The sequence below is a fragment of the Pseudomonas sp. MD330_10 genome, from assembly GCF_042610415.1.
In the GTDB taxonomy this organism is placed as follows: Bacteria; Pseudomonadota; Gammaproteobacteria; order Pseudomonadales; family Pseudomonadaceae; genus Aquipseudomonas; species Aquipseudomonas rhodesiae.
In genome coordinates this window covers 41,410-62,254 of the sequence record NZ_JBHGZU010000008.1, presented here as the reverse complement: position 1 = coordinate 62,254, position 20,845 = coordinate 41,410, and the positions used below count along the sequence as shown (strand labels likewise).

Sequence of the window (20,845 nt, the reverse complement as noted above, 5' to 3'; positions counted from 1 at the left end):
AAATCTGCATCACGCCGTGGCGGCCTGCAATACCTGGGGGTTGGGGTGAAAAAAAACATGTTCCAACACCGGCCCCACTGCCACTTCACCGATTTCCTCATAACCCTGGCGTTTATAAAACTCCAGGTAACGCGAATTGCCCGTGTCGAGCACCACGCCGGACGAATGCGGGTCTTCGGCGCACCAGTTATGCACCGCCTGCAACAACTGCTCACCGTAATGCTTGCCCTGGAACTGCGGATGAATCCCCAGCAGCGGCAGCATATGCACCGACTCGCTGGGCAAGCACGCCAGCACGGCATGGTGATAATCCAGATAACGCCGCGTGCCGCGCACCCCGGTGCTCAGCCACATGCGCAATTGCCAGGCCCAGCTCTCGGTGATTCCCAGGCGCCGTTGCGGCGGCGCAATCAGCGCGATGCCGATCAGACGGTCATTCACAAACAGGCCAATGGCCGGCAGCTTCTGGAAGAAGTGCTGCTTGACCAGCTCACGCACGGTGGCGCGCACCCGCTGTTCATAGCCGGGACGCTCGGCCTCAAAGATGTAGGCGAATGTCGGTTCGTGGCGGTAAGCCTGGTACAACAGGGAACGGGCTTCGCGGGAATAGCCGCTGTTGAGCACACGGATGTCGGCGATGGCAGTCGAAGTCTCAGGCATACAATCAATCTCAGTGGGCGCCACTCAAAGGATGGCGTTCTTATGGGTACGAACCTACACAGCACCAGTCGTTCCCAGACATTAGCAGCGCATCTGCCCTACCGCCACGCTGGCCCCCGTCTGACTTGTCGGCTAGCATCGCCCTTTTTGCCAAGACCGGACTGCCGACCATGAAAATCGTCTCCTTCAATATCAACGGGCTGCGCGCCCGCCCTCATCAGTTGGCGGCGCTGATTGAAAAGCATCAACCGGATGTGATCGGCCTGCAGGAAACCAAGGTCCACGACGACCAGTTCCCCCTCGCTGAAGTACAAGCCCTTGGCTATCACGTGTATTACCACGGGCAGAAAGGCCACTACGGCGTGGCCCTGCTCTCGCGTCAGCCAGCGTTGAGCGTGCATAAAGGCTTTGCCAGCGATGAAGAAGACGCCCAGCGCCGCTTTATCTGGGGCACCTTTGCCGACGAGAACGGCCAGCCGGTCACCATCATGAATGGCTACTTCCCCCAAGGCGAAAGCCGCGACCACCCCACTAAATTTCCGGCCAAGCAGCGCTTCTACGAAGACCTGCAGCAGTTGCTGGAAAGCCAGTTCAGCAACGACCAGGCGCTGGTGGTGATGGGCGACGTGAATATTTCCCCGGAAGACTGCGACATCGGCATCGGCGCCGACAACGCCAAACGTTGGCTCAAGACCGGCAAATGCAGCTTCCTGCCCGAGGAGCGCGAGTGGATGGCGCGCCTGAAAAACTGGGGCCTGGTGGACAGTTTCCGGCACCTGAACCCGGACGTGAGCGATCGTTTCAGCTGGTTCGACTACCGCAGCCGCGGCTTTGAAGATGAGCCCAAGCGCGGCCTGCGCATCGACGTGATCATGGCCTCCACGGGCTTGCTGCATCGGGTCAAGGATGCGGGGGTGGATTACGAATTGCGTGGTTTGGAAAAACCCTCGGACCATGCGCCGATCTGGCTTGAATTGAGCTGACGGGTTGTCGGGCTTGATCAGATCTGGGCGTGTCCGCCAGTCAGTCATATTTATGCAACCTGACTGACTTAATCTCGCGGCACTCCCTTTGGCTTGAGAAGGTGCCGGCATGACGCTGCGCGTTCTGTTCCTGTTGTGTTGCCTATTGCCCCTCGCCGCCGTGGCCGCTCCACTGCCTGTTCCCGATCATGGCCCAGCCTTGCGCATCCAAGGTTCCAACACCATTGGCGCGGCATTGGGCCCGGCACTGGTCAAGGGGTTGATGGCGCAGCAGGGTTTGCAAGACGTACACAGCGAGCCGGCCGACGGAGCCAATGAACAGCGGATCGTCGGCAAAACGCGCCAAGGCAAGACGCTGACCGTCGAGGTGGCGGCCCATGGTTCCAGCACCGGTTTTGCAGCGCTTAAAAAAACCAGCGCGGACTTGGCCGCCTCGTCCCGACCCATCAAGGACAGCGAACTGGTGGACCTCGAACCCCTGGGCGACCTGAAAAGCCCCGACGCCGAACAGGTGATCGCCATCGATGGCCTGGCCATCATCCTTAACCCGCGCAACCCGCTGACGACGTTGAACACCGTGCAACTGGCACAGATCTTCAACGGCGAGATCAGCACCTGGGAGGCGCTGGGCGGGGTCGGCGGGCCGATCCATGTGTATGCGCGGGATGACCAGTCGGGCACCTACGATACCTTCAAGGAGCTGGTACTGCGCCTGCGCGGTAAGCCGTTGGTGGCGAGCGCCCAGCGTTTCGAATCCAGCGAGCAGTTGTCCGACGCGGTCAGCGGCGATCCCCAAGGCATCGGCTTTATCAGCCTGCCCTACGTGCGCCAGGCCAAGGCGGTGGCGGTTGTCGACGGTGACTCGCAACCGATGCTGCCGTTGAACAGCCTGATCGCCACCGAGGATTACCCGCTGTCACGCCGTTTGTACTTTTACTTGCCACCGTCGAACCGCAACCCCTGGGCCGATGCGCTGGTGGACTTTACCCAGAGCCCCAAGGGCCAGGCGATCGTGGCGGCCAACGGCTTTATCGCGCAGCAGGTGCAAGCCATGGCCGTGACACCGCGCCCCACGATGCCCGACGACTACCAGGCAATAGCCCGCGACGCCCAGCGCTTGAGCGTGAATTTTCGCTTCGAAGAAGGCAGCGCCAGCCTCGACAACAAGGCACGCCAGGACCTGCAACGGGTGGTGGCGTACCTGAAACGTCACGACAAGCTCAATAAGCAGGTCACGCTGGTGGGCTTTGGCGACGCCAAGAATGACCCGCAACGCGCAGCATTGCTGTCCAAGCTGCGTGCCATGGCGGTGCGGCGGGAGCTGGTTCGCAGCGGCGTGGTGCTGCGCGATATCCGTGGGTTCGGGGCGCAGATGCCAGTAGCGGCGAATACGGCGGATGAGGGGCGGATCAAGAATCGGCGGGTGGAGGTGTGGGTGTATTGAGGCTTGGGTGTTGGGTTGTTGGCACTGGCCTTATCGGGGGCAAGCCCCCTCCCACACTGACTGGAAGAACACGATCACAGGTGGGAGGGGGCTTGCCCCCGATGCAGGCGCTGCGGTGTTACTGCCCGCCGCGCATCAACTCCCGAGGCACGTACTTGCCGATCTCGAACTTGCCGATCGCCGCGCGGTGCACTTCGTCCGGGCCGTCGGCCAGGCGCAGGGTGCGCTGCATGGCGTACATGTAGGCCAAGGGGAAGTCGTTGGACACCCCGGCACCGCCGTGGATCTGGATCGCGCGGTCGATCACCTTCAGGGCGACGTTCGGCGCCACCACTTTGATCTGGGCGATTTCGCTTTTTGCCACTTTGTTACCCACGGTGTCCATCATGTACGCCGCCTTCAGGGTCAGCAGGCGTGCCATGTCGATTTCCATGCGTGAGTCGGCGATCTTGTCGATATTGCCGCCCAACCGCGCCAACGGTTTGCCGAATGCGGTACGGCTGACCGAGCGCTTGCACATCAATTCCAGCGCGCGCTCGGCCATGCCGATCGAGCGCATGCAATGGTGGATACGGCCCGGGCCAAGGCGCCCCTGGGCAATCTCGAAGCCACGCCCTTCACCCAACAATACGTTTTCATAAGGTACGCGCACGTTGTCGAACAGCACTTCGGCATGGCCGTGGGGCGCGTCGTCGTAACCGAACACCGGCAGCGGCCGCAGGATTTTCACCCCGGGGGTGTCCACCGGCACCAGGATCATCGAGTGCTGCTGGTGACGCGGCGCATCGGGGTTGCTCAGGCCCATAAAGATCAGGATCTTGCAGCGTGGATCGCAGGCGCCGGAAGTCCACCATTTCTTGCCGTTGATCACCCACTCGTCGCCCTGGCGTTCGGCGCGGGCGGCCATGTTGGTGGCGTCCGAGGAAGCCACGTCCGGTTCGGTCATGGCGAATGCCGAGCGGATCTCGCCGCGCAGCAGTGGTTCGAGCCAGCGCTGTTTCTGTTCGGCATTGGCGTAGCGCACCAGCACTTCCATATTGCCGGTATCCGGCGCCGAGCAGTTGAACGGCTCCGGCCCCAGCAGCGAACGGCCCATGATTTCCGCCAGGGGCGCGTATTCGAGGTTGGTCAGGCCAGCGCCCAGTTCGGACTCGGGCAAGAACAAATTCCACAGGCCCTCGGCTTTAGCTTTGGCTTTGAGTTCTTCCATGATCGCAGTGGGCTGCCAACGGTCGCCTTCGCTGACCTGGCGTTCAAACACCGGCTCGGCGGGGTAAACGTAAGCGTCCATGAACGCAGTGACGCGTTCACGCAGTTCCTGAACCTTGGGCGAATAGGCGAAATCCATGAGCAGCTCCCTTCTTGGAGAGGTTGTTTAGGTCATGCAATCGATGCTAGAACAGCGTTGATAATTTACCTAGCCTATTCTCGGCGTGTATTAACATTCATCACCGATATATGATCGGCGTATGAACACCTAACAATAAGAGCGCAACGAAATGAATCTGAGCAAGGTCGACCTCAACCTCTTCATCGTCTTTGACGCGATCTACACCGAAGCCAACCTGACCCGCGCCGGACAGATTGTCGGCATCACCCAACCGGCGGTGTCCAACGCTCTGGCCCGCCTGCGCGAGACCTTCAACGACCCGCTGTTCGTGCGCACCGCCCAAGGCATGGTGCCCACGCCGATGGCGCAGAACATCATCGGCCCGGTGCGCAATGCGCTGTCGCTGCTGCGGGTGTCGGTGCAGGAAAGCCGCATCTTCAACCCGCAACAGGCGGCCAAAACCTACCGCATCAGCATGACCGACCTTACCGAGGCGGTGATCCTGCCGCCGCTGTTCCAGCGCCTGCGCCGCCTGGCGCCCACGGTGGTGATCGAGAGCTTCCTGTCCAAGCGCCGCGAAACCACCAAGGAACTGGCCGCCGGGCGCCTGGACTTTGCCGTGGACGCGCCGCTCAATACCGACCCGCAGGTACGTCACGTCAAGCTGATGGAGGACCGCTACGTCTGCGCCATGCGCAAGGGCCACCCGATGGCGGGCAAGGACAAATTCACCTTGGACGACTACCTGTCGCTGACCCATATCCATATCTCCAGCCGTCGCAATGGTCTGGGCCACGTCGACCTGGCGCTGGGCAAAATGGGCATCCAGCGCAAGATCGCCCTGCGCTCCCAGCATTACCTGATGGCCTCGCAAGTGCTGCAGCAGACCGACATGGTGATGACCGTGCCCGAGCGCTTTGCCCGACGCCATGAACTGCACTGGTTCAACTTGCCGGTCAACGACGTACCGCCGGTGGAAACCCACTTGTACTGGCACGAAAGCACCGACCAAGACCCGGCCAACCGCTGGATGCGCGAGCAGATGATCGAGCTGTGCCAACAAGTCACCGCCCACGAAAAGAAGCTCGACAAACAACAAGCTTGAGCGCCCCTCCCGTGCAATGGACTACCAAGGAGCCCTTTATGGGAGGGGGCTCGCCCCCGATGGTCCGCGCAGCGGACCTTGACGTTCACGTCAACCTACCTTTAGCTTAGCGCCAGAACTTTCTTGAGCGCCGCCATGAGCACTACCTACAGTATTTCCGACCTCGCCCGCGAGCTGGATATCACCACCCGCGCCATTCGTTTCTATGAAGAACAGGGCCTGCTGGCCCCTGAGCGGCGTGGCCAGGAGCGCATTTACAGCGCGCGGGACAAGGTCAGCCTCAAGCTGATCCTGCGCGGCAAGCGCATCGGCTTTTCCCTGGCCGAGTGCCGCGAATTGATCGAACTCTATGACCCCAGCAGCGGCAACCACATCCAGCTCAACAGCATGCTGGCCAAGATCGCCGAGCGCCGTGAGCAGTTGGAACAGCAACTGCTGGATATCGAACAGATGAAGCTGGAACTGGACACCGCCGAAGAGCGTTGCACCCAGGCCCTGGCCCAAACCATGCGCCAGGCCGGCGATTGATCAGAAGGTGACCGCCATGACCCTCCCCTCCCACGTCCGCCTGGTTGAAGTCGGCCCGCGCGACGGTTTGCAGAACGAAGCCAACCCCATCAGCGTCGCGGAAAAGGTTCAATTGGTCGACGCCCTCAGCGCCGCCGGCTTGAGCTATATCGAAGTCGGCAGTTTTGTTTCGCCCAAGTGGGTGCCGCAAATGGCCGGCTCCGCCGAAGTGTTCGCCCAGATCCAGCGCAAACCCGGCGTGACCTATGGCGCATTGGCACCGAACCTGCGCGGTTTCGAAGACGCGCTGGCCGCCGGGGTCAAGGAAGTGGCGGTGTTCGCGGCCGCGTCCGAGGCGTTTTCCCAGCGCAATATCAACTGTTCCATCAGCGAAAGCCTGGAACGTTTCGCGCCCATCATGGCCGCAGCCCAGCAACACGGGGTCAGTGTGCGCGGCTATGTGTCCTGTGTATTGGGCTGCCCCTATGAAGGCGAGATCGCCGCCGAACAGGTAGCGGTAGTGGCGCGGGAGTTGTATGCCATGGGCTGTTATGAAGTGTCGTTGGGCGACACTATCGGCACCGGCACGGCGGGCGCCACCCGCCGCCTGTTTGAAGTGGTCGGCGCGCAGGTGCCACGGGACAAGTTGGCCGGGCATTTCCACGACACCTATGGCCAGGCCATCGCCAATGTGTACGCCGGGCTGCTGGAAGGTATCCAGGTGTTCGACAGCTCTATTGCCGGGCTTGGCGGCTGCCCGTATGCCAAGGGCGCCAGCGGTAACGTCGCGACCGAAGACGTGCTGTACCTGCTCAATGGCCTGGGCATTCACACCGGGGTCGACTTGGACGCCTTGATCCTCGCAGGCCGGCAGATCAGCCAGGTGCTGGGGCGCCCCAGCGGTTCGCGGGTGGCCAAGGCGCGTAACGCCGTGTGAGTAGCACGCCTGTGACAATGTGTTACCCAAGCCCTACACATCGAGTAACACGGGAACATATTTTGTCGTATTTGCCCCCGGTCATTTCCTACACAAAAATCAACTCCTTGATTTTAAAGGTATTTTAAAAGTTGGCACGGCTTCTGCTATCTCTATGGCATAACAAGAATAAAAAGCGCCAAACCTAATAAAAATAAGACGAAACGACTCTGACATAACAAAAACAACACGGCAGAGACGCAGCTAACAGATTTTTTTGGAGAAGATGTGCTTCGCAGGGTACGGCGTGCCGAGACCCGCAACCGGATAGAGAAAAATAAAACTACCTTCAGGTAGCTACCCACTGGTTGGATCGCTTGCGAAGAAGCAGATCAGCGCTCAAAAAAATACGTTTGCTCTTGATCCCGGATGGGGATCGCCAAAAACAGCGGTAAAGGGTAACGGTTGCCAAAAACAACAATAGACCGCCCCTCAATAATAAAAAAAGAGCAGGCAACGCACATTAAAGGGGACCTTCGGGTCCCCTTCGTGTTATGGGCGTTCGGCGCCTCACACTGACGTGCCTTCGGTGGCCATGAAATTGTTCAGCACCTTTCGAGTCAGGCGCTGCAATGCCTGTGTTTGCTCTTGCTGTCGCGCCGCCGCCAGTTGCTTGAGTTCCCCGTCGAAGAACGCACTGGGCATGGCGCCATCGACCAGAATGTCGTCTTTGCTTTTGCCCAACAGGCGCGCCAGCCTGTCGACCGCCGCGTCATGACGGCTCTGCCAGTCCGCTTGCGCCGCCAGGTCCGCCCCCGTGTCTTGCTCGCCTTGCACATCCGAAAGCTCGAACAACGCCGAGCTTTTTTCCTCGATCAATTCAATACCCGGGCCCATCAATGCCTGGAGCTCCTGCGGGTATCGGCTGCGCAGGTGTTTCTCCCAGAATTCGCGTCCCACGAAAAAAGCGCTCTCGTCAGCGGTAACACTTTCGTTCCTGAGCACTTGCCGATAAGCACTGTCGAGGGCTTGCTGGCTCACATTGGCCTGCTGGGGAAACAGCATTTCACGGGTGTTTATCGGCAGCCCCAGCCTGTCCGCCAGACCGATCCGGTAGGCCAGGATCACTTCGACCTGCTCGGTAAAACCCGGCCCGCGAGAAGCAACGTCCTGTTCAGCCACGGCGTCCACCAGCGTCAGACGGAACAACTGGCGGGCGATGCTGATCAGTGAGCCTTCGCTGTCCGCTTCCCCCGCCTGCTCAAGCGCCTTCAACGCCAACAGCTCACTCTCAAGGTTCATGAACTCCACCGTACTGCCATCCCCGCAGGTGACACGATCATCGGCGATGCCAAACAGCGACTCGCGAATGGCCTGGCTTTGACTGGCGGCCTCCAACAAGTCCCACACCCGCTGGGTCAATGCGGCGCGGGTGACCGGCGAGGCGTATTCGGCGCTGCGGGTAGTGTCGGCCAGGACCGTGAACAGGGCGGCCGAATCAGGGCAAGCCTTCACGTCGTCCCACAGCCGGGCGCGGTGCGTCTGTTCGGCGGCAGGCACCTCTCGCAACCACAGGGTCCGAGCCTCGTCCAACGTGACGTGGTCGGCCCACTGCGCCGGGTCCACCGGTGCCTCCAGGCCAAGGCGTTCGCGGGTGGCCGCCGACAGCGGGTTCTCATGCACGTTGATCCGGTCCAAGTGCTGATACGCATAGTCGGGCAAGGTTGTGATCCGGTTCGAGTGCAGGTCGATCCTGGCCAAGGACGTCAATTGCTCAGCCCCCGCCGGAAAGGTCGTGGTGCCGGTGTCGGCCAGATAAAGTTGATTGAGGCTGCGCATGCCCCGCAGATCGGCGGTCCAGCCCAAGCGGCGATTGTCGGACAGATCGAGGATTTTCAGGTCTCGCATCCCTTCGAGGCGCGCACGACTGGCGTCGGTCAGTTGCAGGTCATTGCGACTCAGGTTGAGCTTGGTCAGCCCCGCCCCGCCATGGGTGAACTCCGGCAGTTGCGTGAGGTTGTTTTCGCGCATATTCAGCCAGCGCAGGCGGCCGAATGCGTTGAGAAAGGGGAGCGACTCGTCCGACAGTCCCATTCGACGTAAATCCAGGCTGCCCACATGATCCATATTCGCCGTTATCGGCGGCAGTTCACCCACCAGTTCATCCGATAGATCCAGAATGTGGCCAATCGGTGTTTGATCCGCCGCATACGCTTGCGGCGACTGGCGCTGCCACGCGGCCATAATCGTCCCCGCGACCCTGCGACGAATTTGGCTGTGGCCCGGCTCTGCGTCCTGATGCCAGGCGTCCAGCGTCTGCTTCAACTGGTTGTATTCCTCTTCGAGGCTGCTGAGGCGGGCTAGAACCTGGGCATCAGTCAAGCCTTGAAGCCCATACAGGGCTTCGACCTCTTCAAGTGACTTCGACGGGTACAGATACATGGCTTTCATGGTGCAAATAAACGGCCGCCGCCCCGCGCCTCCAACTGGGCTGAGCGGGTACCCAAACCGCCCGTCCGCCAGGCGCATAGGCGACTTGAACCCCGGTTTGATGGCTTGCAAGCCAAGGGCCTGGCGCGTGCCCTCGTCGCTCAAGGGCTGTTGTGCGAGCTGCTCCTTCAACGCCTGGGTGGAGGCTTTCAGTTGCCGCCAATCCGTGCGCCCGCTGTAACCCACCCGCCAGAGCGCGGTGTAGAAAGCATCTTTGTCCGAGCGCCAATACTCCAGATCATCGGGACCGCTGAACAGCTTCCACTCGTTGAGGCTGATGCGCACGAGGCGTAACTGCCTGGGCGCGTCAGCACGCCCGACGCGGTCCAACAGTTCACCGTCATAGGTGTCAGCGCGTAACTCAAGACCCACGTCGTCAAGACGACCCGGCAGCGTCGCCAGCTTGTGCAGCGCCAGACGCACACTGTCCGGGGTGAGTTCGTTATCGAACAATAGATCGGTATGGGCGCGCAGGGCTCGGACCCTCTGCCCATAGCGGCGCGCCTCTTCAGCCAAACGCAACGGCACACGGGAGGTTTCGCCCATACGCGCCAACTCTTGGTCGGTGGCGTGGGCCAACAGGTCTTCGGCGATCAGTTTGGGCAAGCCTGGAAAGTCGCGCTGGAGCAGTTGCACGTTCGCCTCACTGGACACGTCCCCGGCCGCGATTTCAAGGCCAAACAACCTGGCTTTGCTGTCCTGCGCCAACTCGCGCAATCGGTCGCGGTAGCGCAGCGCCCTCGCCTGGGGTGTGCGCTGCTCGCTCATCATGCGTTCAACCAAGCGATCCGCGTACGCCTTATCGGCGGCCGTCGCCAGAAAGTCGGAATCAATTCTGCCGGTCAGCATCAGTTCATAACGCAGCGCTCGCTCGACGGCCGGCTCGTCCAACAGGTGCCGGATCTGCTCTTCGCTCAATTGGCTCAGCAGCGACGGCAGAATCACGCCATCCCGGGTCGCCGCTTGGGCCAGATCGAGCTTGACCACCTGACTGCGTTGGGCGACTGCGGCCGAACGCCATACGATATCGCCGTCGGCATCCAAGGCGACCAGCACCCTGGCTTCAGGCCACTTGCCGCTGTCGAGCAATAACCTCATTTGCAAGCTCCAGTCGACACGCCCAAAGACGGCAGGGTCGGTGCTGCTCAGGCGATCAATGAAGCCTTGGTAGCGACGGGCAGATTCGAAGCGCCGTAGCGCTTCTCTGAACAGCGGCGGCGGCAATTGCTGATCGACGTAAACCCGGCGCAATTGCTCATCCGTGACCCCACTCAGCGCTCGGACCTGCTCCAATTGAGCGTCGCTGAAAGCGTCAACGCTGGGGCCGAGACGTCGCAACAGGGTCTTGCGATCCCACGTCAGGGGTTGTTCGAATTCATGCACCCAGGCACCCGCCCCGTTGTGGCGTACCCTGGGCCAGTAACGGGCGTCGCCATCCGGGTGGACGAGCCTGAAATCTCCCTCGGCGATGGCTTGCACCTTGTAGTGACCGCCGTGGGTCGACGGCAGGTACGTGGCGCCTTGATGCTCATACAAGCCCAGGCTGTTCGGCTTCAGCTCAGCGGGCAGGCTGATCGAGTGGGTGTACCGCGTCGGATCGAAGTCAAACAAACGGCTGCGCCCGCCGAAGTCGACATGCACCAGACGCTTGATAAAAGCGGTCTCTTTGAACGCTGCCAGCGCGGCGGGCACCGCCAGCCCCGCCAAGTTCAGACCCACCGCCGAGAAGTGCGCCCAGACCGCACGCGCATCGCCCTCGGACCACGCCTGTATGCCTTCTGCCACGTCGTCGACCATTTGCACCGCCGCAACTATCAGCATCACTTCGCCAAGGTACGGCACCACGAATGCCGCCACGTTCAGCACATCCAGTATTTTTTTGCCCCACGACCACAGCCAGGCTTTCTCGGCATGGTCCGTGGCCTCTTGCGTGGACACGGCGCTCGCCTGAGCGTTTTCCATGATCGAGCGAACCCGCTGTTGCGCGCTGTCGATCCACACGTCACGCCAAGGCGGTGCGTAGGTGCCCTGGCGGTGAAGCCGGGCTTTGAGCGCCGGATCGAAGTTCTGCGTGGCGGTGTAAACCTCGTCGGGGTCCAGTAGTGCCTTGAGTTTGGTAAAGAACATTTCTTGCCGGGAAAGCGGGACGAACTGACTGAAGAAGGTACGGTAGTCAGCACGGCACAGGCGCGTGGTCAGGTGGTCGACGAAGGCGGTGAGGTTGTCGTAAGCCTTGAGCGGGTGCAGCGGATCACCGGGGATGTAGACCATGCACGGTCGCGGCAGGATCGTGGCATTTCGCGGATGGGGCTGCCACACCACCGGCCCGATGATCAGCACCTGCTCGATCACGACCGTGCACAACTGCAAGGGCGAAAAGCTGACGTCATCCTCTGCCCATGTGTGCCCGGTCTGTTGAATCAGAATCGCCTGGATCAAGCGATGGTCCTGGGACTGGATATGGCCCTGCATCAGGGCAATTTCGGCGGCCAATTCCAACTGATTGCGGTGCGCGGTGATCAACGTGCTGTACAGCTTGCCTGTCAGGGCGCCGGGGGGCTTGGCCAGAATCGGGGCATTGATAATGCCGCGCACATGCTCGTAGTACGACTGCCCCAGGTCCAGCGTTCGGCACAGGGCGGCAAACTCGTTGGGTTTGATCGACAGTTTGAACGACTTGACACTCGCGGGTGCATGCTTCTTTGCGCTGGAATATTGGTGGAAGTTATAGCGGGTGATCAAACGACAATCCAAGCAGATCGGCTTGCTTGCGTCGTCCTCGGTGAAATTCATCAAGGCCGCTTCAAGCAGGCTGACGCCCTTGTAGAAATACAGCGGCGACGACGCTGACGACACGGTGGTGGTCGACAGTTCTTCCGAATCGGTGCTGCACGATCTCTGCTCCATCTTGCGCGCGTAGAACACGCTCGTGACGTCGAGGCGCAGGCCGAACTTCTCTTCAATGGCCGCCACCAGCAAGGGTTCGGCATAGTCGGCGGGGCTTTTGAGTTGGCTGAACCATTGATCCAGCTGGTTTAACGACGTCCGGCTGCGGTCGTGGACTACCTTCAATCGGTCTTTCGCTGTTGAGTCGGCGTTGGTGTACCAGGGCGGGATAACCAGTTTGAGGTTGGCCAATTCGGTCTTGCGCCCTGCCAGCGCATCGGTATACCAAGCGGGGGTGTTGTCCTGGATGGGCCCCACATGGGGGCTTGGCTCATCGACATCGGGCAGGGCAAGCGGATCAGTGAGCAGATCGGTCATGGGCATCGCCTTCGAGTAGCGGAATAATCCGCCACTCTAGGCAGCTGGCGCAGGCCGAACGCGGTAGCCCAGCACCCCGTTTCAGCGCTCGGTGCTCAACTCCTGGAGGCTGATCTCGCGCATGCGAAACTTCTGGATCTTGCCCGTGACGGTCATCGGAAACTCATCCACGAACTTGAAGTGCTTAGGCGTCTTGAAGTGCGCAATGCGACCCTTGCACCAGCCCTGCAAATCCAGCTCATCGGTCGCGTGGCCCGGGTGGAGTTTGATCCAGGCGACGATTTCTTCGCCGTAGCGCGCATCCGGAATGCCGATCACCTGCACATCGGCCACCGCCGGGTGGGTGAAGAAAAACTCCTCCAACTCGCGCGGGTACACGTTTTCGCCGCCGCGAATGATCATGTCCTTATTGCGTCCAGCGATGCGCACATAGCCGTGCTCATCCATGCTTGCCAGATCGCCGGTGTGCATCCAGCCGGCCTCGTCGATGGCCTCGCGGGTTGCCTCGGGATTATTCCAGTAGCCGAGCATGACGCTGTAGCCTCGGGTGCACAGCTCGCCGATTTCACCGCGCGCGACGGTGTTGCCATCAATGTCGATGATCTTGGTTTCCAACTGCGGTTGGGTGCGGCCGACGGTGGTGACCCGGCGCTCCAGATCATCCTGTGGCCCGGTCTGCAAGGACACTGGGCTAGTTTCGGTCATACCGTAGGCGATCTGCACTTCGCCCATGTGCAACTCGCTGATCACGCGGCGCATCACTTCGATGGGGCACGTGGCGCCGGCCATGATGCCGGTGCGCAGGCTGGACAGCTCGAACTCACCGCGCCGCGGGTGATCAAGCAGCGCGATAAACATGGTGGGCACGCCATACAGGCCAGTGGCGCGTTCTTCGGCGACGGCGCTGAGGGTCAGCAATGGGTCGAAGCCGTCGTTCGGGTAGATCATGGCGGTGCCATGGGTGATACAGCCCAGGTTGCCCATCACCATGCCAAAGCAGTGATACAGCGGCACCGGGATCACCAAGCGATCCAGGGCGGTCAGGCCCAGGCTTTCACCGACCATGTAGCCGTTATTGAGAATATTGTGATGACTGAGTGTGGCGCCCTTGGGGAACCCGGTGGTGCCGGAGGTGTACTGGATATTAACGGCTTGGTCGAAGTGCAGGCTGGCCTGGCGCTGGTGCAGTTGCTCGGGCGTTACCTCGGCGCCGAGGGTGGCCAGCGTCGACCAGGGCATAAAGCCTGCCGGCGGGCCGGGATCGAGGCTGATGATGCCGCGCAGGTCGGGTTGCAGTTCCTGGAGCATTCCGTGGTAATCGGAACCCTTGAACGCCCCGGCGCACACCAGCCACTGACAACCGGACTGTTTGAGCACGTAGTCCAGCTCGCTGGTGCGGTACGCCGGGTTGATATTGACCAGGATCACGCCGAGCTTGGCGCTGGCAATCTGGCTGATCAACCACTCGGCGCAGTTCGGCGCCCAGATGCCCAAGCGGTCGCCGGTTTGCAGGCCCAAGGCGAGGAAGGCGCGGGCGTGCAGGTCGACGGTATCGGCCAGTTGCCGCCAGGTATAACGTCGTGACTGATGACGCACCACCAGCGCTTCGCCATCGGGGAATTGCGCCACTGTGTGATCGAAGGCCTGGCCGATGGTCATGGCCAGTAAGGTCTTGTCCTGGGAGCCACGGCTGTAGCTCTGATGCGGTTGATCCATAACGACCCCTGTTATCTTTTTTGTAGGTTGACGTAAACGTAAACTACGATTGACAGCGTCACAACGCAAGCTTACGTTAACGTAAAGGTGAGCGCCCTCCCCTGGCGCGCCGACCACACAACAACAAAGCTCACATTAAGGTGCCTGTCCATGAGTTACCCGTCCCTGAACTTCGCCCTCGGCGAAACCATCGACATGCTGCGCGACCAGGTGCAGTCCTTCGTGGCCAAAGAGGTCGCACCGCGCGCGGCGCAAATCGACAGCGACAACCTGTTCCCCGCCGACCTGTGGCGCAAATTCGGGGACATGGGCCTGCTCGGCATCACCGTGCCGGAAGAGTACGGCGGCGCCGGCCTGGGTTACCTGGCGCATGTGGTGGCCATGGAAGAAATCAGCCGTGGCTCGGCATCGGTGGCGTTGTCCTACGGCGCTCACTCCAATCTCTGTGTGAATCAGATCAACCGCAACGGTAACCACGCACAGAAGCTCAAGTACCTGCCCCAACTGATCAGCGGCGAACACGTCGGCGCCTTGGCCATGAGCGAGCCGAACGCCGGCTCCGATGTGGTCTCGATGAAGCTGCGCGCCGACAAGCGCGGCGACCACTATGTGCTCAACGGCAGCAAGACCTGGATCACCAACGGTCCCGATGCCAACACCTATGTGATTTACGCCAAGACTGACTTGGAAAAAGGCCCACACGGCATCACCGCGTTTATTGTCGAGCGCGACTGGAAGGGCTTCAGCCGCAGCAACAAGTTCGACAAATTGGGCATGCGCGGCTCCAACACCTGCGAGCTGTTTTTCGATGACGTCGAAGTGCCCGAAGACAACATCCTCGGCGTGCTCAATGGCGGCGTGAAAGTGCTGATGAGCGGCCTGGACTATGAGCGCGTGGTGCTCTCCGGCGGCCCCACCGGGATCATGCAGGCGTGCATGGACCTGATCGTGCCGTACATCCACGACCGCAAGCAGTTCGGCCAAAGCATCGGCGAGTTCCAGTTGATCCAGGGCAAAGTCGCCGATATGTACACCCAACTCAACGCCAGCCGCGCCTACCTGTATGCGGTGGCCCAGGCTTGCGAACGTGGCGAGACCACCCGCAAGGACGCCGCCGGGGTGATCCTCTACAGCGCCGAACGCGCCACGCAAATGGCCCTGGATGCGATCCAGATTCTCGGCGGCAACGGCTACATCAACGAATTCCCCGCCGGGCGCCTGTTGCGCGATGCCAAGCTGTACGAAATCGGCGCCGGCACCAGTGAAATCCGGCGGATGCTGATCGGTCGCGAACTGTTCAACGAAACTCGCTGAGGGCACGCGCCATGGCCACCTTGCACACCCAGCTCAACCCGCGCTCGGCGGAGTTCGCCGCCAACAGCGCGGCGATGCGCCAACAGGTCGACGCCCTGCACACTCTGCTCGCTCACGTGCAGCAAGGCGGCGGCGCCAAGGCTCAAGAGCGGCACACCTCACGGGGCAAACTGTTGCCGCGCGAACGCATCAATCGCCTGCTCGATCCGGGCTCGCCGTTTCTTGAACTCAGCCAACTCGCCGCCTACCAGGTCTACGGCGAAGACGTGCCCGCGGCCGGCGTCATCGCCGGAATCGGGCGCGTAGAAGGCGTGGAGTGCATGATTGTGGCTAACGACGCCACGGTCAAAGGTGGCTCCTACTACCCGCTGACCGTGAAAAAACACCTGCGCGCCCAGACCATCGCCGAGCAGAATCGCCTGCCGTGCATCTACCTGGTGGACTCCGGCGGCGCCAACCTGCCGCGTCAGGACGAGGTGTTTCCCGACCGCGAGCACTTTGGGCGGATCTTCTTCAACCAAGCCAATATGAGCGCCCAAGGCATCCCGCAGATTGCCGTGGTGATGGGCTCATGCACCGCCGGTGGCGCCTATGTGCCGGCCATGGCCGACGAAGCCATTATGGTGCGCCAGCAGGCCACGATCTTTCTGGCCGGCCCGCCGTTGGTGAAGGCCGCCACCGGGGAAGTGGTCAGCGCCGAAGACCTTGGCGGCGCGGATGTGCATTGCAAAATCTCGGGCGTGGCCGACCACTATGCCGACAGCGATGAACACGCCCTGGCCCTGGCCCGCCGCAGCGTGGCCAACCTCAATTGGCACAAACAGGGCCAGTTGCTGCAACGTACGCCGGTGGCACCGCTGTACAGCGGCGAAGAGTTGTACGGCGTGATTCCGGCCGACCCCAAACAGCCGTTCGACGTACGCGAAGTGATCGCACGACTGGTGGACGGTTCGGTGTTCGATGAGTTCAAGGCGCTGTTCGGCACCACGCTGGTGTGCGGTTTCGCCCATCTGCACGGCTACCCGATTGCGATCCTGGCCAATAACGGAATCCTGTTCGCCGAAGCCGCGCAGAAAGGCGCGCACTTTATCGAACTGGCCTGCCAGCGCGGCATCCCCCTGCTGTTCCTGCAGAACATCACCGGCTTTATGGTCGGCCAGAAATACGAGGCCGGCGGCATTGCCAAGCACGGCGCCAAACTGGTGACGGCAGTGGCCTGCGCCAAGGTGCCCAAATTCACCGTGATCATCGGCGGCAGCTTTGGCGCCGGTAACTACGGCATGTGCGGTCGCGCCTATGACCCGCGCTTTTTGTGGATGTGGCCGAACGCGCGCATCGGCGTGATGGGCGCCGAACAGGCGGCCGGCGTGCTGGTGCAGGTCAAGCGCGAGCAGGCCGAACGCGCGGGCGCCGGGTTCAGCGCCGAGGAGGAAGCGGCGATCAAGCAGCCGATCCTCGACCAGTACGAAACCCAGGGGCACCCCTACTATTCCAGCGCGCGCCTGTGGGATGACGGCGTGATCGATCCGTTGCAGACCCGCGACGTGCTGGCCCTGGCCCTGTCCGCGGCCTTGAACGCCCCCATCGAGCCGAGCCGCTTCGGCGTGTTCCGCATGTAAATGGAGCAGCACCCCATGAGCGATTTCAACACCCTCGAACTGATCGCCGACCGCCGTGGCTTTGCCACGCTGTGGCTCAGTCGTGAAGCCAAGAACAACGCGTTCAATGCCGAGATGATCCGCGAGCTGATCATCGCCCTCGACCAAGTGCAGGGCGATGCTTCCCTGCGGTTCCTGGTGCTGCGCGGGCGCGGTAAGCATTTCAGCGCCGGGGCCGACCTGGCCTGGATGCAGCAATCGGCCGAGCTGGATTACCACACCAATCTCGACGACGCCCGCGAACTGGCGGAACTGATGTACAACCTGGCCAAGCTGAAAATCCCCACCCTGGCGGTGGTGCAAGGTGCAGCCTACGGCGGCGCCCTGGGCTTGATCAGTTGCTGCGACATGGCCATCGGCGCCGACGATGCGCAGTTCTGCCTGTCGGAAGTGCGCATCGGCCTGGCGCCGGCGGTGATCAGCCCTTTTGTGGTGCAAGCCATCGGTGAACGCGCGGCACGGCGCTATGCCCTCACCGCCGAGCGCTTCGGCGGCCAGCGCGCGCGCGAGATCGGCCTGTTGGCGGAAAGCTATCCGGCGGACGAGCTGGAGATTCACGTCGAACACTGGATAGCCAACCTGCTGCATAACAGCCCGGCGGCGATGCGCGCCAGCAAGGATCTGCTGCGCGAAGTCGGCAACGGCGCCCTCACCCCGGCGTTGCGCCGCTACTGCGAAAACGCCATCGCCCGCATCCGCGTCAGCCCCGAGGGCCAGGAAGGCTTGCGCGCCTTCCTGCAAAAACGTCCACCGAGCTGGCAAGCGCAGGAGCCGCGTTCATGAGTACTTTGACCCGCATACTGGTGGCCAACCGGGGTGAAATCGCCTGTCGCGTGATGCGCACCGCCAAGGCCATGGGGCTGACCACCGTGGCCGTGCACAGCGCCATCGACCGCGACGCGCGCCATTGCCGCGAAGCGGATATCTGCGTCGACCTGGGGGGCAGCAAGGCCAGTGGCAGTTACCTGCAAATCGACAAACTGATCGCCGCCGCCCAGGCCAGCGGCGCCCAGGCGATTCATCCGGGCTACGGGTTTCTCTCGGAAAACGCCGGGTTCGCCCGCGCCATCGAAGCCGCCGGCTTGATCTTCCTCGGCCCGCCCGCCTCTGCCATCGACGCCATGGGCAGTAAATCCGCAGCCAAAGCGTTGATGGAAACCGCCGGCGTGCCCCTGGTACCGGGTTACCACGGCGAGGCCCAAGACCTGGAGACTTTCCGCGACGCCTGTGCCCACATCGGTTACCCGGTGCTGCTCAAGGCCACGGCCGGCGGCGGCGGCAAAGGCATGAAAGTGGTCGAGGATGTCAGTCAATTGGCCGACGCCCTGGCCTCAGCCCAGCGCGAGGCGTTGTCGTCATTTGGCAACGCCCAGATGCTGGTGGAGAAATACCTGCTCAAGCCCCGTCATGTGGAAATCCAGGTTTTCGCCGACCAGCACGGGCACTGCCTGTACCTGAATGAACGGGATTGCTCGATTCAGCGCCGTCATCAGAAGGTCGTGGAGGAAGCTCCGGCCCCCGGTTTGAGCGCTGAACAGCGCCGTGCCATGGGCGAGGCTGCCGTGCGGGCGGCCCAGGCGATCGGCTATGTCGGCGCCGGCACCGTGGAGTTTTTGCTCGACGCGCGCGGCGAGTTCTTCTTTATGGAGATGAATACGCGGTTGCAGGTCGAACACCCGGTCACCGAAGCGATTACCGGTCTGGACCTGGTGGCCTGGCAGATCCACGTGGCCCAGGGCCAGGCGCTGCCGATCACCCAGGCGCAGGTGCCCTTGATCGGGCATGCCATCGAAGTGCGTCTGTATGCCGAGGACCCGGCCAATGATTTTCTGCCCGCCACCGGGCACTTGGCGCTGTACCGCGAATCCGCCCCCGGCCCTGGGCGCCGCGTGGACAGTGGAGTGAGTGAGGGGGACAGCGTTTCGCCCTTCTACGATCCGATGTTGGGCAAGTTGATTGCCTGGGGCGAGGACCGTGAACAGGCGCGCCTGCGCTTGCTGAGCATGCTCGACGAATTCGCCGTGGGCGGACTGAAGACCAACCTGGGCTTCCTGCGGCGCATTATTGGGCACCCGGCATTCGCCGCAGCGGAACTGGATACCGGGTTTATTCCGCGCTATCAGGAACAATTGCTGCCGCCGACCGGTGCGCTGAGTGATGATTTCTGGCAGGCCGCAGGTGCCGCGCTGATGCACAGCCTGCCCGCCGGCGACGGCCCGTGGGCAAACACCCGTGGCTTTCGCGCGGGGTTGCCCGCTGAGGTTTCGTTGCACTTGAGTTGCAACGGGCAGGACCGACTGGTGACCCTGGCGCCAGACATTACGCAGTTGCACGGCGAGCAGTTGAGCATCGAGCGCGACGGCGTGCGTCGCAGCTATCTGGCGGTCCGGCACGACGGCGGCGTGTTTGTACGCTGGGACGGTGAAATGCATGGGGTCAGCCTGTTCGACCCGATTGCCGCCGTGGAAGCCAACCAATCCCATCAGGGTGGCCTGACGGCGCCCATGAACGGCAGCATTGTGCGGGTGCTAGTGCAAGCCGGCCAGGCGGTCGAGGCCGGCACCCAACTGGTGGTGCTCGAAGCGATGAAGATGGAACACAGCATCCGTGCTCCCGAAGCCGGGGTGGTCAAGGCACTGTTCTGTCAGGAAGGAGAAATGGTCGCCGAAGGCTGCACGCTGGTTGAGCTGGAAACGGCGGACTAGAACCTCGCCATGGCCTGCACCACCACACCGAGGATGCGACACGCCTCGGTGAACAGCTGTTTAGGGTACGTGGGGTTGAGCGGCACCAGGTAGAGTTGGCCGCTCTCCTCCCGTAACTGGCGGAAGGTCGCGTGAGGGTTGTCGGCCCATTGCGCGACCACCAGTTTACCCGGGCCGGCACTGATGGCCGGATCTACCAGGATCATCATGCCTGCGCCGATGCTCAAGCCACTGGGCGCGGTCATGGCATCGCCCGTGACCGGCAACCAGAAGGCGTCGCCCCTGGCGTAATAATCCGTGGTTTCATAGCGCGCGCCAGCATAGGCCGGGCGCTCCTCGCGGGCTTCGCCCAGGCCTCTCCATTCGTTGACGGGGTAGCGGAAAAACGCCGTGTGCCGCGGCGTCGGCACTGCCGGTTCGGCGCGACGCTCGCGCACTTCCTGCACCACTTCCAGATCACCCAGACCCAATGCTTCCAGCACCCGGTTCATGTCCTCCAGGCTCGGCACGCGACGCTTGTTGAGCCAATGACCGACGCCCCCCTGGGACATGCCCAAGCGCTCAGCCAGTTCACCTTGCGTGACCTTGCGGTCTTTCATGTTGGCCCTGACCAACGCGATCCATTTATCCATGGGGCCAGACAATACGTCAGGTATTTTTCAGGGCAATAAACAGTTTGTAGTAATCCATAAAACGACATAAATACGATACGTACTATTATCAGGCATAAGGTTTTCAACACCCACCCAGAGT

General features: G+C 61.8%; 14 protein-coding genes. 9 read left to right on the top strand and 5 right to left on the bottom strand.

The features are described from left to right. Positions 1-9: 9 nt before the first annotated feature. On the bottom strand, positions 10-660 hold the full coding sequence (locus tag ACFZPT_RS14905) for an N-acetyltransferase (protein WP_034098795.1): 651 nt from the start codon (positions 658-660) through the stop codon (positions 10-12). A gap of 170 nt (positions 661-830) precedes the next feature. On the opposite strand from ACFZPT_RS14905, the gene xthA reads away from it, so the two are divergent. Both xthA and ACFZPT_RS14895 read left to right on the top strand, forming a co-directional pair. Beyond that, positions 831-1,643, top strand: coding sequence for an exodeoxyribonuclease III (xthA, locus tag ACFZPT_RS14900; protein ID WP_034098797.1), 813 nt, complete (start codon positions 831-833; stop codon positions 1,641-1,643). A 109-nt stretch (positions 1,644-1,752) separates the two neighbouring features. Further along, on the top strand, positions 1,753-3,087 hold the full coding sequence (locus ACFZPT_RS14895; protein WP_034114232.1) for a substrate-binding domain-containing protein: 1,335 nt from the start codon (positions 1,753-1,755) through the stop codon (positions 3,085-3,087). A gap of 118 nt (positions 3,088-3,205) precedes the next feature. On the opposite strand, the gene ACFZPT_RS14890 is transcribed toward ACFZPT_RS14895, so the two are convergent. Continuing rightward, positions 3,206-4,435 carry an acyl-CoA dehydrogenase gene (locus ACFZPT_RS14890; RefSeq protein ID WP_034114234.1) on the bottom strand — a complete coding sequence of 410 codons (1,230 nt, stop codon included), beginning with the start codon at positions 4,433-4,435 and terminating at the stop codon, positions 3,206-3,208. Positions 4,436-4,586: 151 nt separating this feature from the next. Between ACFZPT_RS14890 and ACFZPT_RS14885 the strand changes: the two genes are divergently transcribed. The 3 genes from ACFZPT_RS14885 to ACFZPT_RS14875 all read left to right on the top strand — a co-directional run bounded on the left by ACFZPT_RS14885 (position 4,587) and on the right by ACFZPT_RS14875 (position 6,966). After that, entirely contained in the window at positions 4,587-5,522 is a 936-nt protein-coding gene (locus tag ACFZPT_RS14885) for a LysR family transcriptional regulator (RefSeq protein WP_034098802.1), read from the top strand. A gap of 135 nt (positions 5,523-5,657) precedes the next feature. Next, positions 5,658-6,050: a MerR family DNA-binding transcriptional regulator gene (locus ACFZPT_RS14880; RefSeq protein WP_034098804.1), complete on the top strand. Its 393-nt coding sequence runs from the start codon at positions 5,658-5,660 to the stop codon at positions 6,048-6,050. Positions 6,051-6,066: 16 nt separating this feature from the next. Beyond that, positions 6,067-6,966 carry a hydroxymethylglutaryl-CoA lyase gene (locus ACFZPT_RS14875; RefSeq protein WP_034114236.1) on the top strand — a complete coding sequence of 300 codons (900 nt, stop codon included), beginning with the start codon at positions 6,067-6,069 and terminating at the stop codon, positions 6,964-6,966. Between the two features lie 549 nt (positions 6,967-7,515). Here ACFZPT_RS14875 and ACFZPT_RS14870 read toward each other — a convergent pair. Continuing rightward, complete coding sequence (locus tag ACFZPT_RS14870; protein WP_379555709.1) at positions 7,516-12,699, bottom strand: NEL-type E3 ubiquitin ligase domain-containing protein; 5,184 nt, start codon at positions 12,697-12,699, stop codon at positions 7,516-7,518. 81 nt (positions 12,700-12,780) lie between these two features. Further along, entirely contained in the window at positions 12,781-14,415 is a 1,635-nt protein-coding gene (locus ACFZPT_RS14865) for an AMP-binding protein (RefSeq protein ID WP_034114237.1), read from the bottom strand. A gap of 150 nt (positions 14,416-14,565) precedes the next feature. Between ACFZPT_RS14865 and ACFZPT_RS14860 the strand changes: the two genes are divergently transcribed. From ACFZPT_RS14860 to ACFZPT_RS14845, 4 genes are read left to right on the top strand one after another with little or no spacing between them, the layout of a single operon-like run. Next, complete coding sequence (locus tag ACFZPT_RS14860) at positions 14,566-15,729, top strand: isovaleryl-CoA dehydrogenase (protein ID WP_034114239.1); 1,164 nt, start codon at positions 14,566-14,568, stop codon at positions 15,727-15,729. 11 nt (positions 15,730-15,740) lie between these two features. Then, positions 15,741-17,348: a carboxyl transferase domain-containing protein gene (locus tag ACFZPT_RS14855; protein WP_034098810.1), complete on the top strand. Its 1,608-nt coding sequence runs from the start codon at positions 15,741-15,743 to the stop codon at positions 17,346-17,348. A 15-nt stretch (positions 17,349-17,363) separates the two neighbouring features. After that, entirely contained in the window at positions 17,364-18,170 is an 807-nt protein-coding gene (locus ACFZPT_RS14850; RefSeq protein ID WP_034114241.1) for a gamma-carboxygeranoyl-CoA hydratase, read from the top strand. After that, entirely contained in the window at positions 18,167-20,092 is a 1,926-nt protein-coding gene (locus ACFZPT_RS14845) for an acetyl/propionyl/methylcrotonyl-CoA carboxylase subunit alpha (protein WP_034114243.1), read from the top strand. Before ACFZPT_RS14850 ends, ACFZPT_RS14845 begins: the two co-directional genes overlap by 4 nt. On the opposite strand, the gene ACFZPT_RS14840 is transcribed toward ACFZPT_RS14845, so the two are convergent. Continuing rightward, positions 20,089-20,724, bottom strand: coding sequence for a LexA family transcriptional regulator (locus ACFZPT_RS14840; RefSeq protein ID WP_034114245.1), 636 nt, complete (start codon positions 20,722-20,724; stop codon positions 20,089-20,091). The genes ACFZPT_RS14845 and ACFZPT_RS14840 overlap by 4 nt on opposite strands. Positions 20,725-20,845 lie beyond the last annotated feature (121 nt).

Bases quoted from the DNA above. Each gene is read 5' to 3' on its own strand.
- ACFZPT_RS14905 (WP_034098795.1), bottom strand. From the start codon at position 660: ATGCCTGAGACTTCGACTGCCATCGCCGACATCCGTGTGCTCAACAGC.
- xthA (WP_034098797.1), top strand. From the start codon at position 831: ATGAAAATCGTCTCCTTCAATATCAACGGGCTGCGCGCCCGCCCTCAT.
- ACFZPT_RS14895 (WP_034114232.1), top strand. From the start codon at position 1,753: ATGACGCTGCGCGTTCTGTTCCTGTTGTGTTGCCTATTGCCCCTCGCC.
- ACFZPT_RS14890 (WP_034114234.1), bottom strand. From the start codon at position 4,435: ATGGATTTCGCCTATTCGCCCAAGGTTCAGGAACTGCGTGAACGCGTC.
- ACFZPT_RS14885 (WP_034098802.1), top strand. From the start codon at position 4,587: ATGAATCTGAGCAAGGTCGACCTCAACCTCTTCATCGTCTTTGACGCG.
- ACFZPT_RS14880 (WP_034098804.1), top strand. From the start codon at position 5,658: ATGAGCACTACCTACAGTATTTCCGACCTCGCCCGCGAGCTGGATATC.
- ACFZPT_RS14875 (WP_034114236.1), top strand. From the start codon at position 6,067: ATGACCCTCCCCTCCCACGTCCGCCTGGTTGAAGTCGGCCCGCGCGAC.
- ACFZPT_RS14870 (WP_379555709.1), bottom strand. From the start codon at position 12,699: ATGACCGATCTGCTCACTGATCCGCTTGCCCTGCCCGATGTCGATGAG.
- ACFZPT_RS14865 (WP_034114237.1), bottom strand. From the start codon at position 14,415: ATGGATCAACCGCATCAGAGCTACAGCCGTGGCTCCCAGGACAAGACC.
- ACFZPT_RS14860 (WP_034114239.1), top strand. From the start codon at position 14,566: ATGAGTTACCCGTCCCTGAACTTCGCCCTCGGCGAAACCATCGACATG.
- ACFZPT_RS14855 (WP_034098810.1), top strand. From the start codon at position 15,741: ATGGCCACCTTGCACACCCAGCTCAACCCGCGCTCGGCGGAGTTCGCC.
- ACFZPT_RS14850 (WP_034114241.1), top strand. From the start codon at position 17,364: ATGAGCGATTTCAACACCCTCGAACTGATCGCCGACCGCCGTGGCTTT.
- ACFZPT_RS14845 (WP_034114243.1), top strand. From the start codon at position 18,167: ATGAGTACTTTGACCCGCATACTGGTGGCCAACCGGGGTGAAATCGCC.
- ACFZPT_RS14840 (WP_034114245.1), bottom strand. From the start codon at position 20,724: ATGGATAAATGGATCGCGTTGGTCAGGGCCAACATGAAAGACCGCAAG.